The 13,389-nt window shown below is 64.5% G+C and carries 12 protein-coding genes and 1 tRNA gene; 10 read left to right on the forward strand and 3 right to left on the reverse strand.

Features of this window, described 5'->3' with window-relative positions; all coding sequences use genetic code 11:
* Positions 1-49: 49 nt before the first annotated feature.
* The 3 genes from AC1DTQ_RS16165 to AC1DTQ_RS16175 are packed head-to-tail and all read left to right on the forward strand — an operon-like array spanning position 50 to position 3,915.
* Positions 50-1,597 (forward strand): S10 family peptidase, encoded by a 1,548-nt coding sequence (locus AC1DTQ_RS16165; RefSeq protein WP_477850889.1) that lies wholly within the window; start codon positions 50-52, stop codon positions 1,595-1,597.
* Between the two features lie 2 nt (positions 1,598-1,599).
* Positions 1,600-2,085: a RidA family protein gene (locus AC1DTQ_RS16170; RefSeq protein ID WP_477850890.1), complete on the forward strand. Its 486-nt coding sequence runs from the start codon at positions 1,600-1,602 to the stop codon at positions 2,083-2,085.
* 57 nt (positions 2,086-2,142) lie between these two features.
* Positions 2,143-3,915, forward strand: coding sequence for a M61 family metallopeptidase (locus AC1DTQ_RS16175; RefSeq protein ID WP_477850891.1), 1,773 nt, complete (start codon positions 2,143-2,145; stop codon positions 3,913-3,915).
* 150 nt (positions 3,916-4,065) lie between these two features.
* On the opposite strand, the gene AC1DTQ_RS16180 is transcribed toward AC1DTQ_RS16175, so the two are convergent.
* The 3 genes from AC1DTQ_RS16180 to AC1DTQ_RS16190 form a co-directional block, all read right to left on the reverse strand.
* Entirely contained in the window at positions 4,066-4,347 is a 282-nt protein-coding gene (locus tag AC1DTQ_RS16180; RefSeq protein ID WP_477850892.1) for a hypothetical protein, read from the reverse strand.
* Positions 4,348-4,500: 153 nt separating this feature from the next.
* Positions 4,501-4,591: transfer RNA gene (locus AC1DTQ_RS16185), tRNA-Ile, on the reverse strand.
* Between the two features lie 164 nt (positions 4,592-4,755).
* On the reverse strand, positions 4,756-5,463 hold the full coding sequence (locus AC1DTQ_RS16190) for an AraC family transcriptional regulator (RefSeq protein ID WP_477850893.1): 708 nt from the start codon (positions 5,461-5,463) through the stop codon (positions 4,756-4,758).
* Between the two features lie 558 nt (positions 5,464-6,021).
* Between AC1DTQ_RS16190 and AC1DTQ_RS16195 the strand changes: the two genes are divergently transcribed.
* From AC1DTQ_RS16195 to AC1DTQ_RS16225, 7 genes are read left to right on the forward strand one after another with little or no spacing between them, the layout of a single operon-like run.
* Positions 6,022-6,978: a proline racemase family protein gene (locus tag AC1DTQ_RS16195; RefSeq protein WP_477850894.1), complete on the forward strand. Its 957-nt coding sequence runs from the start codon at positions 6,022-6,024 to the stop codon at positions 6,976-6,978.
* Positions 6,975-8,075, forward strand: a complete 1,101-nt coding sequence (locus AC1DTQ_RS16200; protein ID WP_477850896.1) for an NAD(P)/FAD-dependent oxidoreductase — start codon at positions 6,975-6,977, stop codon at positions 8,073-8,075. The genes AC1DTQ_RS16195 and AC1DTQ_RS16200 overlap by 4 nt, the downstream gene beginning before the upstream one ends.
* On the forward strand, positions 8,072-8,323 hold the full coding sequence (locus AC1DTQ_RS16205) for a (2Fe-2S)-binding protein (protein WP_477850897.1): 252 nt from the start codon (positions 8,072-8,074) through the stop codon (positions 8,321-8,323). Before AC1DTQ_RS16200 ends, AC1DTQ_RS16205 begins: the two co-directional genes overlap by 4 nt.
* Complete coding sequence (locus tag AC1DTQ_RS16210; protein WP_477850898.1) at positions 8,316-9,623, forward strand: FAD-dependent oxidoreductase; 1,308 nt, start codon at positions 8,316-8,318, stop codon at positions 9,621-9,623. The genes AC1DTQ_RS16205 and AC1DTQ_RS16210 overlap by 8 nt, the downstream gene beginning before the upstream one ends.
* Positions 9,620-10,525, forward strand: coding sequence for a dihydrodipicolinate synthase family protein (locus AC1DTQ_RS16215; RefSeq protein ID WP_477850900.1), 906 nt, complete (start codon positions 9,620-9,622; stop codon positions 10,523-10,525). Before AC1DTQ_RS16210 ends, AC1DTQ_RS16215 begins: the two co-directional genes overlap by 4 nt.
* Position 10,526: 1 nt before the next feature.
* A complete protein-coding gene (locus AC1DTQ_RS16220) occupies positions 10,527-12,125 on the forward strand; it encodes an aldehyde dehydrogenase family protein (protein WP_477850901.1) in 1,599 nt (532 codons plus the stop codon).
* Positions 12,122-13,330 carry a M24 family metallopeptidase gene (locus AC1DTQ_RS16225; protein ID WP_477850902.1) on the forward strand — a complete coding sequence of 403 codons (1,209 nt, stop codon included), beginning with the start codon at positions 12,122-12,124 and terminating at the stop codon, positions 13,328-13,330. Before AC1DTQ_RS16220 ends, AC1DTQ_RS16225 begins: the two co-directional genes overlap by 4 nt.
* Positions 13,331-13,389: the final 59 nt, after the last annotated feature.

Raw genomic sequence — 13,389 nt, forward strand, 5'->3', positions numbered from 1 at the left:
GCCGTTTGTCTGCCTTGTGCCGGCATGGCATCGAGTTGGGTGTGTTGTCTTGCTGGGTCTTGGTTACGCCGCCTCGCTGGCCGCCGCACCGGGCGCGCATCGCTATGCAAGCGAGCACGAAGCCGTTATCGCGGGGCAATCGGTCCGCTATCAGGCGATCATGGAAGAAACTTTCGCCACCGATGCACAGGGGAAACGCATTGCAAGCCTGGTATCCACCAGCTACCTGCGTACGGATATCGGCGATGCCGGGCCGCGGCCCGTGCTGTTCGTGTTCAACGGCGGTCCCGGTTCGGCGTCGTTGTGGCTGCATCTGGGCATAGCGGGGCCGCAGCGGGTAGTGATGGCCCGCAGCCCAGAAGATCGGGAAGAGCTTCATCCGCCGACGGCTCCGCCATTCCGCCTGGTCGACAACGAAGATAGCCTGCTCGATGTGGCCGATGTGGTGCTGTTCGATCCTCCCGGCACCGGCTATAGCCGGATTCTGCCCGAAGGTAAGGAATCCCAGTTCTACGGCGTGGAAGCGGACGCACGCGTCACGGCCGACTTCATCAAGGACTGGCTGCAGCGGCATGGACGCAGCAATTCACCGCGCTTTCTCATGGGTGAAAGTTATGGGTCGGTGCGCGCCGCCGTAGTCGCCAAGCAATTGTCCGGAGGGCCGACAGCGACCGGTCGCATGGATGGAGTGACGCTCAATGGGGTCATCTTGCTGGGGCAGGCGATGAGCGTACTGGCCGGCAACCCGGAGCGCACGGCGATCACCGCGCTGCCTACGTTGGCCGCGACCGCGTGGTATCACGGAAAGGTGAAGCGCCGCACCACGTTGGAGGCGCACGTGGAAAGAGCGCGCCGTTTTGCCGAAGACCGGTACGTGAAGGGGCTTTTTGCCGGCAACCGCTTGCCGGCCGCAGAACGGCAAGCGATCGCGGACGAATTGTCGGACCTGCTGGGACTGCCCTTGGCGACGGTCCTGCAATACGACTTGCGGATCACCCCGCAGATATTCGCCAGCGAATTGCTGAAACCACAGGGGCTGCAACTGGGACTGTACGACGGACGCTACACGTTGCCCGCTCACGATGGTGCCGGCGATCCGGTGGCGGACGATCCGGCCATGGGCCAGTACGTGCCAGCCTTCATCGGAGCGATGCAGGACTACTTCCGACGCGTACTCGGTGCCCGTATCGATCTCAGCTACAACGCCATCGAGTTCGCTGCAATAAACGCAAAGTGGGACTGGGGATCGGGTCCGGGCGTTTTGATGGGGCGGGACTTCGCCGAAGACATGGCCACGGCCATGCGTCGCAATCCACAGCTGAAATTGTTCATCGGCACTGGCTACTACGATCTGGCGACTACGCTGGGCGCTGCGGAGTACACCGTTTCGCATGCCGGATTCGATGCCCAGCGAGTGCGACTGGCGTACTACGCCTCCGGCCATATGCCGTACTTGGGGACGGACAGCCGCCGCCAGTTGGGGAAGGACCTTCGGCTTTTCATAGGTAGCGCCTCCATGCCTGCAGTGGCGGCAGTACCGCGTGAGCAGTTCGATACAAGGCTTCAGAGGGTCTCCCACGCGTCGGAAGGACTATAGACATGACTGATGTGTATGCGGTCTTGGACGAACTCGGTTTGACCCTGCCGCCGCAACTGCAGGTGCCGAGCGGCGTAGTGTTGCCGTTCGAAATGGTGCAGGTCGACGGGGAGCGCGTGCTGTTTTCCGGGCATGGTCCACAGGGGCCCGACGGCATGCTGGTCGGGCCATTCGGAAAAGTAGGCAGCGAGCTGACGGTGGAAGAGGGCTATCACGCGGCGCGGCTCACTACGCTTTCGATCCTGGCTAGCCTGCACCGGGGCTTGGGCGATCTGAATCGCATCCGGCGATGGCAGCGCATCTTCGGGATGGTCAACTCCGCGCCGGGATTCGCTCAGCATCCCACCGTGATCAATGGTTGCTCCGATCTCATCCTGGAGATATTCGGCCGAGAACGCGGCGGCCATGTACGCAGTGCGGTAGGGATGGCAGAGCTGCCTTTCCGGATTCCCGTAGAGATAGAAGGCGAGTTGCTTATCCGTTCTTGAAGAGATCTGCACCGCGTCAGGGAGCGAATGCGCAACCGGAATTCCGCTCGCTAGCAGATGCCAGAAAAATCCATTGAAGTAGCGAGCGGTCAGATAATGAGGTCAAAGAAAATCGCATTGGGTCTGGTGATGCTGCTTGCGTCTTCAGTAAGTGCTGCCGATTCGGATCGAGCTACGCCTGAACTGAAGTTCACGATCCGCGTCCTGCCAGCCCAAGATGAGAAGAAGATCGAATCCATTGAGGTCAGCGAAACGATCTCTGGCGAAGGCTGGGACGCGGGCCAGACTCTGCTTGAGATGCCCCATGTCGCTTCCAATGTCACTACGGTCGCCGAGCGCATTGAGAACATAGAAGCATCCGACGATGATGGTGCTCTGCGCCTCAGTTATCGAGACAGCGATGAAGGCGGGAGCAAGCGCCGCCAATGGTTCGCCGATCGTCCGGCTGCGGGCTCTGTCAACGTGCGTTACCGGGTCCCGATGGTCGAGGCGCTGGCAACGCGGGGGGCGGCTCCGCCGATTGAAATACGTACGGAAGGGGGTGCGTTCTCCGGCGGTGGCGCCACTTTCCTGCTCCGGCCGCCTTCGGGTTCCTATCGATTGCAGATGGATTGGGACCTTGCCGCTTTGCCGCCCGGCGCCGTTGGAGTGAGCAGTTTGGATACGGTCTCCGGTGAAGTGCTGCCGGTCGCTACGCTGGACAGCGCCTATTTCATGGCTGGCATGGTGGGCAAGTATCCGGTACGTCCGAACAGCAGCGGATTCTTCTCGGCGTGGCAAGGAAAACCGCCATTCGATGCCGCTGGGTTGATGGCTTGGACGGAGAGGCTGCGCGAACATTACGAACGGTTTTTCAAGGTCGAGCGCACTCCCTATGGCGTCTTCCTTCGCCGCAACTTGGTCAATCCGGGCGGCGGCATAGGCATGTACCGTTCTTTCGTGGTGACCTACGGCGAAGAACGCGGCAGCGACCCAACAGAACTCAAGTTCACGATGGCGCATGAAATGTTCCACACCTTCCAGCCGATGATGGCACGCGAGGATGGCATCGACGACAGCCTGTCCGCGTCCTGGTTCAATGAAGGCTTGGCGGTGTTCTACCAGCGTGCGCTGCCGTTCCGATATGGGATGGTCAGCGAGGAAGATTATCTTCGGGATCTGAACTATCACGCTGCGCGCTATTACACCAATGCATTGGGCAATGCGCCGAATAGCGAGGTTCCCAAGCGCTTCTGGGAAGATACGCGCATCCGAACTCTGCCCTACGATCGCGGTTTCCTGTACTTCGCTACCGTCGACGACGCGGTTCGCAAGGCTTCGGGCGGTAAACGCTCGCTCGACGACCTGATGCTGGAGATGCATAGGCGACAGCGCAATGGCATGACGGTGAGTCAGGCTGATTGGGAGGCCGCGTTGCGACGCGATCTAGGCGAGCCTGGAGTAGTGGCGCTGCGCGACATGCTGGAAGGGAAAACACCGCTTCCTGCTTCCGACGCGTTTGGTCCGTGCTTCCAGCGCGTCTCCCGACCGATGCGGCGCTATCAGCTCGGCTTCGAACCTATAGTGCTGACCGAACCAAAACGTATCGTGCGAGGGCTTATCGCCGGATCAGCGGCCGAGAGCGCAGGAGTGCGCAATGGCGACGAGATTACGGTGCCCGTCGGTCAGGATGCGATTCAGGGCGAGCAGGAAGGTGTGCTGTCGCTTCAACTCCGGCGCGGCGATGAAACGTTGACCATCGCCTACAAGCCACGCGGTGAGACGGTGGATGCTTGGCAGTGGCAAAGAGTCACAGCCCAACCTGGCCAAGCTTGTCGGCGGCCAAAGTAGTTTGTTATTGCGCCAGCCATACAGCCTAGGAGTTGCAGCGTAGTAGGTACTCAGGGAGTGAACGTCCGCTTTTGGCCGGAAGCGGACACTGGGTCGATTCAAATGGTCGCCAGCGGGCCGGCCAACTTATGCTTTCTATGGGCGGCCAACTTATATTTGCCTGCCGACAAACCCGTGCATCGTCCGATAGACAGCATCCAGGATTTTGGTGCGATAGCTAGCTACCACCAGCGCGGCGGGAGAATCGCCGAGTTTCTGGAATGGCCTGCACACCCATTGCGCCGCCGTGGGCTCATCGAAGCCCAAGCGTAAGATTTCCTCTGCGAGGCCAGGGTCGGCCATTTTCAGTTCACGCCAGACGGTGAGACAAAGGGCGTTGTGCTCGCCCTTGGCAGCAACCATGGCATCAAGTGCCCGACGGAGTGCGTTCATCGCGGGAGCTTATCCTCCAGGCGGTTTCATCGTTTCAACATGCTAGCCAAGCCTCTGCGAATGTTTGTCGCTGTGTGGCCGACAATGCATACGGACGCCATTGGTCGCACAGGCGACCTGCAATTCGGTCACCTGTGAGCTATAGGCAACAGGTGGTGCCCCTGCCCGGACTCGAACCGGGATCAACTGCTTATCTGGCGTACGGGATATAAATCCGCTGCTCTAACCATTGAGCCACAGGGGCGTGGTCTCTTGCGAAATCACGCCGGTATTCGATGATCGAGAATGTACTGAAGGGCCACGGGTCGTAGAGTATTGAAACTCTAACGATTTACAAGTCAATGCATCTACGCGAACTCATTGCGAACGATTTGCTTCGATCTTGAAAGGGAGTCCGATCGGCGTCGCTCAGGGTTGTCTGGCAAGCGTGCGGAAATCGCGCGGCGTCATGCCGACGGTGGCTTTGAATTGGCGGGCGAACGCGCTCTGGTCGGCGAAACCGCAGAGCTGGCCGATCGCCGCGATGCTCTTGTCGTCCTGCAACAGACGCATCGCCGATTCGATGCGCATCTTGGTCAGCAACTGCTGCGGTGTTAGTTGGAAAACTCGCCGAAAGTGGCGCTCCAGCTGCGCCACCGACACACCGGCCAGATCGGCCAACGTCTTTATGCGCAGGTTCTCGCCATGGTGCGCTTGCATGTACTTCAATGCCCGGTTGAGGCGCTCGTAGGCGGAATGCCGGCTGTCGGGTTGCCCCAGGTCGCGCGAAATTCCGACCACGCCGACCACTTCGTCCTGGTGGCACAGCGGCCGCTTGAAAGTCAGGCACCAACCGGGAGTGCGGCTGGGAAACAGGTGCACTTCGAGCTGGTTCTCTATCACCTCGCCGTGCAGCACCCGACGGTCCTGCATCAGGTAGTTGCCGCCCAGCGGCAGCGGGAAGACTTCCACCGTGGATTTACCGATCACCTCGCTGCGGTGCTTGCGGCCCAGGCGCTGCACCAGGGTCAGATTGAGGTGGGTGTAGCGGCTCTGGTTGTCCTTGACGAAGAAAACCACGTCCGGCAACGCATCGAACAGGACTTGCATCTCGTCGGCGGAAATCATGGTGTCCATCGGTCGGGTCTCCTGCGGGAATCTGCGGTCTTCCGTCGCTTGCCGCATCGGTCCAAGTCGCGATTTCGATGCGCTGGATAGCGGATGACCCGCGGCGCCATCGGGGCAATGGTCCGGAACGGAATACCGTTCCTAGTTAGCACAACGGCTGCATCGGGTATAGGAGCATACGGGGCAGCCCGCCGTCGGCATGTCTGCCGTCTTCCGCAGTGTCGGTTGGCGATGGCGTAGCGCATGGCGGTCGCGCGGGCCGGAGATGAACCGGGGGGACCGTATTGGCGGTCGCCGCATGTTTGGGCGCCGTTTGGGAGGTCGTGCATGGCGGAACCCTTCTGCCATATGGGCCGGAAAACGCCTGCGATTCCTCTGTTTGGCGCGTGAAATGGGCATGGCCCGCTCTTCCCCCGCCAAGGCCGCGCTCCGCCAGTGATGGGGTGCCGCGGCAGGATTCAGCCGTTTCAGGGCGGGCTTTTCGCAGTTAGGAATTGTGCGGATTTCCGCATATGTTCGCGATAATCGTTGCTAGCCCGTGGCCGCGGCCGAATGTGAGCATGGCCCATGCTCAGCATTGACGTAATCGATTCGCACACAGGCGGGGAGCCCACCCGCGTGGTCGTCTCGGGATTCCCCGATCTCGGGACCGGCACGTTGGCCGAACGCAGGCGCCGGTTTGCAGGCGATTTCGATCATTGGCGCAGCGCCATTGCCTGCGAGCCACGCGGTTCAGACACCATGGTCGGCGCGCTGTTGCTGCCAGCGGACGATCCGGAAGCCTGCACCGGCGTGATCTTCTTCAACAATGTCGGCTATCTCGGCATGTGCGGGCACGGCACCATCGGTGTGGTCCGCACGTTGGCCGAATTGGGCCGTATCGGGCCGGGCGCGCATCGCATCGACACGCCGGTGGGCACGGTCGGCGTGGAACTGCGCGAAGACGGACAGGTATCGGTCGCCAACGTGGAAAGCTACCGCCATGCGGCCGGCGTCGTCGTCCAGGTGCCCGGCTACGGCGCGGTGCGCGGCGACATCGCCTGGGGCGGCAATTGGTTCTTCATCACCGATCAATCGCCGGTGCCGTTGTTGCTCGAGCGGCAGCGCGAACTGACCACCTACACCGAAGCGATCCTCCATGCCCTGGAAGCCGCCGGCATCGCCGGCGCCGATGGCGGCCGGATCGATCACGTCGAGATCAACGGCGTTTCGCCCGCACCCGATGCCGATGGCCGCAACTTCGTGCTGTGTCCCGGACTTGCCTACGACCGTTCTCCCTGCGGCACCGGCACCAGCGCCAAGCTCGCCTGCCTGGCCGCCGACGGCAAACTCGCCGAAGGGCGGGTGTGGCGGCAGGAAGGCATCCTCGGCAGCGTGTTCGAAGGCACCTACACGGCGACCGCGCGCGGGATAGCGCCACGCATCACCGGCCAGGCCTATATCACCGCTCGTTCGCGATTGCTGATCGAGGAGAACGACCCGTTCGCCTGGGGCATTCGCCCCGGGGAATCGGAATCGGAATGAAGGCTTACGATCTGGTCGTGATCGGTGCCGGCATCATCGGCGCGGCCTGTGCGGAAGCGGCGGCCGGGGAAGGCCTGCGCGTGGCGATCGTCGAACCCGGCCCGATAGGCGGCGGCTCCACCGCCGCGGCGATGGGTCATCTGGTGGCGATGGACGACGATCCGGCCGAACTGGCGCTGTCGGCGTATTCGTTGCGTCTGTGGGATGCGTATTCCGATCTGGCCGAGGCCGAGTTCAGCCGCTGCGGCACCTTGTGGGTGGCGCGTGTGCCGGGCGAAATGGAAGGCGTGCCGGCCAAGGTCGCGCGTCTGGCGGCAGCGGGTCTGCGGGCGCGCATGGTTGACGCGCAGGAGTTGTACCGGCTCGAACCGCACCTCGCGCCGGGCTTGGCCGGTGGCCTGTTGGCCCCGGCCGAAGCGGTGGTCTATCCGCCGCGGATGGCGCGGTATCTGGTCGAACGCGCCTGCGCCCAAGGCGCGCATTTGTACGCCGGCCGGCGCGTACTGGCGCTGACCGCCGATGGCGTGCGCCTGGACGATGGCGGTAGCCTGTCCGGTCCGGCGCTGGTCGCCACCGGTTGCGCGCTGCCGGAATTGCTGCCCGAATTGCCGATGCGGTCGCGCAAGGGTCAGTTGGTCATCACCGACCGTTATCCGGCGCAGGTACATCACCAATTGCTGGAACTGGGCTACGCCGACAGCGCACACGGCGCTGCAGGCAGCAGCGTGGCGTTCAACGTGCAACCGCGCCCAACGGGACAGCTGCTGATCGGTTCTTCGCGCGAATTCGACGCAACCGACCACAACGTCTCCGGTGCGCTGCTGCAGCGCATGCTGGAACGCGCCTTCGAATTCCTGCCGGTACTGCGCGATCTGCAGGCGATCCGGGTCTGGACCGGTCTACGCCCCGCCACGCCCGATGGCCGACCCTACTTGGGTGCTGCACCGGAGCGTCGCGATGTTTGGGTGGCCGCCGGCCACGAAGGCCTGGGCGTAACTACCGCACTGGGCAGCGCGCGCCTGCTGATGGATCTGATCCTCGGCCGCACCGCGGCTATCGATTCCGCGCCCTACGCGCCGGCGAGAGTGACGGCATGAGCGGTTCGGCGGTCATCCGCCTGCAGGTCGACGGGCAAGCGATCGAGGTGCGCCGTGGCAGCAATGTGGCCGCCGCCATCGCCCAGGTGACGCCGTATTTCCGCCGTTCTCCCAGCGGCCAGCCGCGTGCGCCTTTGTGCGGCATGGGCGTGTGTTTCGAATGCCGGGTCGCTATCGACGGAGTGGGGCAGCTGCGCGCCTGCATGATTCCGGCGCGCGAAGGCATGCAGGTGCGCACCGGTGGCTGAGCGCGCGCGCGAACACTATGACGTGTTGATCGCCGGCGCCGGCCCTGCCGGTCTTGCCGCGGCGCGCACGGCGGCCAGCCATGGCGCGCGGGTGGGCTTGATCGATGCGCAGGCGCAGCCCGGTGGCCAGGTATGGCGTCATGACATCGCCTCGCCGCTGCCGCGCGCCGCGCGAAGGGTAATCGATTCGTTGTCGGACAGAATCGATTTCCTGGAGCAGACCCAGGTGCTGATGGCGCGGGAGCGAAGCCTGGTGGTCGATGGTCCGCAGGGCGCGCGCCGGCTTTCTTACGGTGCATTGGTGCTCGCCACCGGAGCGCGCGAATTGTTGTTGCCGTTCCCCGGCTGGACCCTGCCGGGCGTGACTGGCGCCGGCGGCGCGCAAGCGCTGGCCAAGCAGGGCTGGCCGATGACCGGCAAGCGCGTACTGGTCGCCGGTAGCGGGCCTTTGCTGCTGGCGGTGGCGGCGACCTTGCGCGCGCATGGCGCGCAAGTGCTCGGGATTCTCGAACAAGCGCCGCAACGCGCGGTGCTGGGTTTCGCCGCCAGTCTGGTGCGCTGGCCGGGCAAGGTGGCGCAGGCGCTCGCGCTGCGCGCCCGCCTGGCCGGCATCCCCTATCGCACTGCGACACTCGCATGCGCCGCGCTGGGCGAAGACCGCTTGCACGCTGTGGAGATCGAAGGTCCGCGCGGGCGCGAGCGGATCGAATGCGATCATCTGGCGGTGGGCTATGGCCTGGTGCCGAACATCGAACTGGCGCAAATGCTGGGCTGCCGCCTGCAGTGCATCGGCGCGCATGTGCAGGTGGCGGTGGACGAAGCGCTGCGCACCAGCGTCGAACACGTCTATGCAGCGGGCGAAGCCTGCGGCATCGGCGGTCGCGATACCGCCTTGATCGAAGGCGAGATGGCCGGCCATCTCGCGGCCGGCGCCAACACCGCTGCCGCAGCGCTGCAATCGCGCCGCCGGCATGCGCGCGCTTTCGCCGAACGGTTGCGCGAATGCTTCGACCTGCAGCCGCGCGTGCATGCGCTGGCCGCTTCGGAAACGCTGGTCTGCCGTTGCGAAGATGTACCGCTTTCGGCGCTGCAGGGCTTCACCGGCCTGCGCGAAGCCAAACTCGCCACGCGCTGCGGCATGGGTGCGTGCCAGGGCCGCATCTGTGGCGCGGCGCTGGCCGAGTTGGGCTTGTTTCCCTCCAATGGCCACGACGACTGCCGTCGGCCGCCGCTATTTCCCATACGGTTGGCAACGCTGGCCGAATCCTTTTCCATCGACTCGCAAGGTGTACATTCATGAGCAATGCTTCCTTCTGGCGCGGCGTCCTGCCGGCCATCACCACTCCGTTCGCCGCCGATGGCCGGATCGATCACACGTTCCTCGCCGATCACGCGCATGCGCTGATTGATGCCGGCTGCACCGCCATCGTGCCGCTGGGTTCGCTGGGCGAAGCGGCCACGCTCAGCTTCGACGAAAAGCTGGAAATCCTGAAGACGCTGGTGAAAGCGCTTGAAGGCCGCGCGCCGGTGGTGCCGGGCATCGCCGCGCTGTCCACCGACGAGGCCGTGCGCCTGGCCAAAGCCGCCAAGGAGATCGGCGTAGGCGGACTGATGGTATTGCCGCCGTATGTGTACTCCAGCGACTGGCGTGAAATGGGTGCGCATGCGCGTGCGGTGATCGCCGCCACCGACCTGCCGACGATTCTTTATAACAACCCGGTCGCCTACAAGACCGACTTCAGTCCTGCGCAGATCGCAGAACTCGCCACTGAATTCCCGAACCTGCAGGCAGTCAAGGAATCTTCAGCCGACGTGCGCCGCTTCGCCGCGATCCGCGAACTCACCGGCGATCGCCTGGCGCTGCTGGTGGGCATGGACGACGCCATCGTCGAAGGCCTCAGTATGGGCGCAGTAGGCTGGATCGCAGGCCTGGTCAACGCCTATCCGAAAGAATCGGTGCGGCTGTTCGAACTGGCGCGCGATGGCGGTTATCCGGCGGCGAAGGAACTCTACGACTGGTTCCTGCCGCTGCTACGCCTGGATACCGTGCCGAAGTTCGTGCAGCTCATCAAACTGGTGCAGGAAAAGGTCGGCCTGGGCAGCGAACGCGTGCGCGCACCGCGGCTGGCGCTGGGAGGCACCGAGCGCGACGAGGCCTTGAAGATCATCGACCGCGCCATCGCTGCCCATCCGTGGCGCTGAGATGAGCGCCGCCACCGAACCGTTGTTGATCGCGGGCCAGTGGCAGCTGGCGTGGGAATCGCTCGGTGCTTTCCGCGCACGCGATCCCTTCGTCGGCGAAGAGGTCGGCCCCTCGTTTCCGATCTGCGGCGCGGCCGATGTGCAAGCCGCGCTGGCCGCCGCGGTGGCGGTGGCCGATGAACTTGCCGCCGCCGAACCGGAACGGATCGCTGCCTTTCTCGACGCTTACGCCGACGCCATCGATGCCGATGGCGACACGCTGGTGACGCTGGCCAATACCGAAACCGCTTTGCCGGCGCCGACGCGCCTGCGCGGCAACGAATTGCCGCGCGCCAGCGGCCAGTTGCGTCTGGCGGCCAAGGCGGTGCGCGGATATGCCTGGACCCAGCCGGTGATCGATACCGGCGGCGGCCTGCGTTCGCACCTGGCGCCGCTGTCCAAGCCGGTGCTGATCTTCGGACCGAACAATTTCCCGTTCGCCTTCAACGCCATCGCCGGCAGCGATTTCGCCTCGGCCATCGCCGCGCGCAATCCGGTGATCGCCAAGGCGCACCCTTCGCATCCGGCCACCAGCCAACGGCTGGCGCAACTGGCGCACACCGCGCTGCTAGGCGTCGGTCTGCCGGCGGCGGCGGTGCAGATGCTCTACCACTTCGACAACACGTTGGGATTGGCGCTGGCCGGCGATCCACGGCTGGGGGCGATCGGTTTCACCGGCAGCCGCGCCGGTGGACTCGCGCTGAAGGCCGCTGCCGATCGCGCCGGCGTGCTGTGCTACGCGGAACTATCCAGCGTCAATCCGGTGTTCCTGTTGCCCGGCGCGCTGGCCGAACGCGGCGAGGCGCTGGCGCAGGAATTCTTCGCTTCCTGCACGTTGGGAAGCGGTCAGTTCTGCACCAATCCCGGCATCGTGATCGTGCCGGAAGGCGCAGCGGGCGATGCCTTCGTATCCGTGGTCAGTGCGCATTTCGCCGCGGCAGCGCCCAGCGTGCTGTTCTCCCAGGGCGTGCTCGATCATCTGCAACAGGGCGTACGGACGCTGCGCGAGGCCGGTGCGCGAGTGCTGGCCGGCGGCGCTGCGGCCGAAGGTCCCGGCTACCGCTATTCGCCCACCCTGCTGAGTGTGGATGCGGCGACTTTCCTGGCGAATCCGCAGGCCTTGCAGACCGAAGCCTTCGGACCGGTCAGCCTGCTGGTGCGCGCAGCCGGATTCGAAGAAATGGCCACGTTGGCCCGTACGTTCGAAGGCAACCTGACCGGCACGCTCTATCGCGCAGCCAGTGGCGACGACGATGCCGCCTGGACGGCCGTCGCTGCGGCATTGCGTCCGCGTGTGGGCCGCCTGATCGCCAGCAAGATGCCGACCGGCGTGGCGGTTAGTGCGGCGATGAACCATGGCGGTCCTTTCCCCAGCACCGGCCATCCGGGTTTCACCTCGGTCGGCATGCCGGCGGCGATCCGCCGCTTCACCGCACTGCACAGCTACGACGGCGTACCCGATGCGCTGTTGCCGCTCGAGTTGCGCGATCGGAATCCCGGCGATGTGCAGCGGTCGATCGATGGTCGCTGGACCACCGATGATATCGGAGCGACGTCATGAGCACGGCTCGGCAAATTGGCGGATTGAGTTCGGAGCAGGCCATAGCGCAGCTCGCGCCCTGGCCGCACCGCGCGCCGCCGATCGGGTCCGGCGAATACCAGCGGCGACTGGAACAGGCACGCGGTCTGCTGCGCGCACAGAACGCGGACGCGTTGCTGATCGGTGCCGGCGCATCGCTGCGCTATTTCGCCGGTGTACCCTGGGGTGCCAGCGAGCGGTTGGTGGCGATGTTGCTGATGCCGTCAGGCGATCCGTTCCTGATCTGCCCGGCGTTCGAGGAAGGCTCGCTCGACGCGGTTCTGAAGATTCCGGCCGAGAAGCGGTTGTGGGAAGAACACGAGGACCCTTATGCGCTGGTGGCGAAAACCATGCGCGAGCAAGGCGCACGCACGCTTGCGCTCGATCCTGGCGCGGCTTTCGCGATTTCCGTCGGCCTGGGCGGTCATCTCGGCGCGGCCAGCGTGGTCGATGCGAGCGCCATCGTCGATGGTTGCCGCATGCGTAAATCGCCAGCCGAACTGGCGCTGATGCAGCAGGCCTGCGACATGACGCTGCAGGTGCATCGCCTGGCCGCCGGGCTGGCGCGCGAAGGGCTGGGCACCGACGAACTGGTGCGCTTCATCGACACCGCACATCGCGCGCTGGGAGCCGACAACGGTTCCACCTTCTGCATCGTCCAGTTCGGCCAGGCCACTGCGTTTCCGCATGGCATTCCCGGAGTGCAGCATCTGCGCGAAGGCGAGCTGGTGCTGATCGATACCGGCTGCACCGTGCAGGGCTATCACTCCGATATCACCCGCACCTGGATTTTCGGTGATGCCGATGCGGACCAGCAGCAGATCTGGGCGCTGGAGAAGGCCGCGCAGCAGGCCGCTTTCGCCGCCGTGCGGCCGGACGTCACCTGCGAATCGGTGGATCGTGCCGCGCGCGAGGTGCTCGAGCGCGCCGGCCTGGGCCCGGACTACCGATTGCCGGGATTGCCGCACCGCACCGGTCACGGCTGCGGCATGAGCATCCACGAAACGCCTTACCTGGTACGCGGCAATGGGACGCGGTTGGCGCCAGGCATGTGCTGCAGCAACGAACCGATGATCGTCGTGCCGGGCCGTTTCGGCGTGCGTCTGGAGGACCACTTTTACGTAACCGAAGACGGTGCCGCCTGGTTCACCCCGCCCTCGCCGGCGATCGACCGGCCATTCCTTTGACCTTGTGATGCTTCCCGGAGCGTGCGCGATGAAGTTGATTCACTCCCTGCCCGCGACGC

This window comes from Pseudoxanthomonas sp. P4_B2, assembly GCF_056402315.1.

Excerpts from the sequence above, each read along its gene's own strand:
- AC1DTQ_RS16170 (WP_477850890.1), top strand. The coding sequence starts at position 1,600 with ATGACTGATGTGTATGCGGTCTTGGACGAACTCGGTTTGACCCTGCCG.
- AC1DTQ_RS16175 (WP_477850891.1), top strand. The coding sequence starts at position 2,143 with ATGCCAGAAAAATCCATTGAAGTAGCGAGCGGTCAGATAATGAGGTCA.
- AC1DTQ_RS16180 (WP_477850892.1), bottom strand. The coding sequence starts at position 4,347 with ATGAACGCACTCCGTCGGGCACTTGATGCCATGGTTGCTGCCAAGGGC.
- AC1DTQ_RS16190 (WP_477850893.1), bottom strand. The coding sequence starts at position 5,463 with ATGGACACCATGATTTCCGCCGACGAGATGCAAGTCCTGTTCGATGCG.
- AC1DTQ_RS16195 (WP_477850894.1), top strand. The coding sequence starts at position 6,022 with ATGCTCAGCATTGACGTAATCGATTCGCACACAGGCGGGGAGCCCACC.
- AC1DTQ_RS16200 (WP_477850896.1), top strand. The coding sequence starts at position 6,975 with ATGAAGGCTTACGATCTGGTCGTGATCGGTGCCGGCATCATCGGCGCG.
- AC1DTQ_RS16205 (WP_477850897.1), top strand. The coding sequence starts at position 8,072 with ATGAGCGGTTCGGCGGTCATCCGCCTGCAGGTCGACGGGCAAGCGATC.
- AC1DTQ_RS16215 (WP_477850900.1), top strand. The coding sequence starts at position 9,620 with ATGAGCAATGCTTCCTTCTGGCGCGGCGTCCTGCCGGCCATCACCACT.
- AC1DTQ_RS16220 (WP_477850901.1), top strand. The coding sequence starts at position 10,527 with ATGAGCGCCGCCACCGAACCGTTGTTGATCGCGGGCCAGTGGCAGCTG.
- AC1DTQ_RS16225 (WP_477850902.1), top strand. The coding sequence starts at position 12,122 with ATGAGCACGGCTCGGCAAATTGGCGGATTGAGTTCGGAGCAGGCCATA.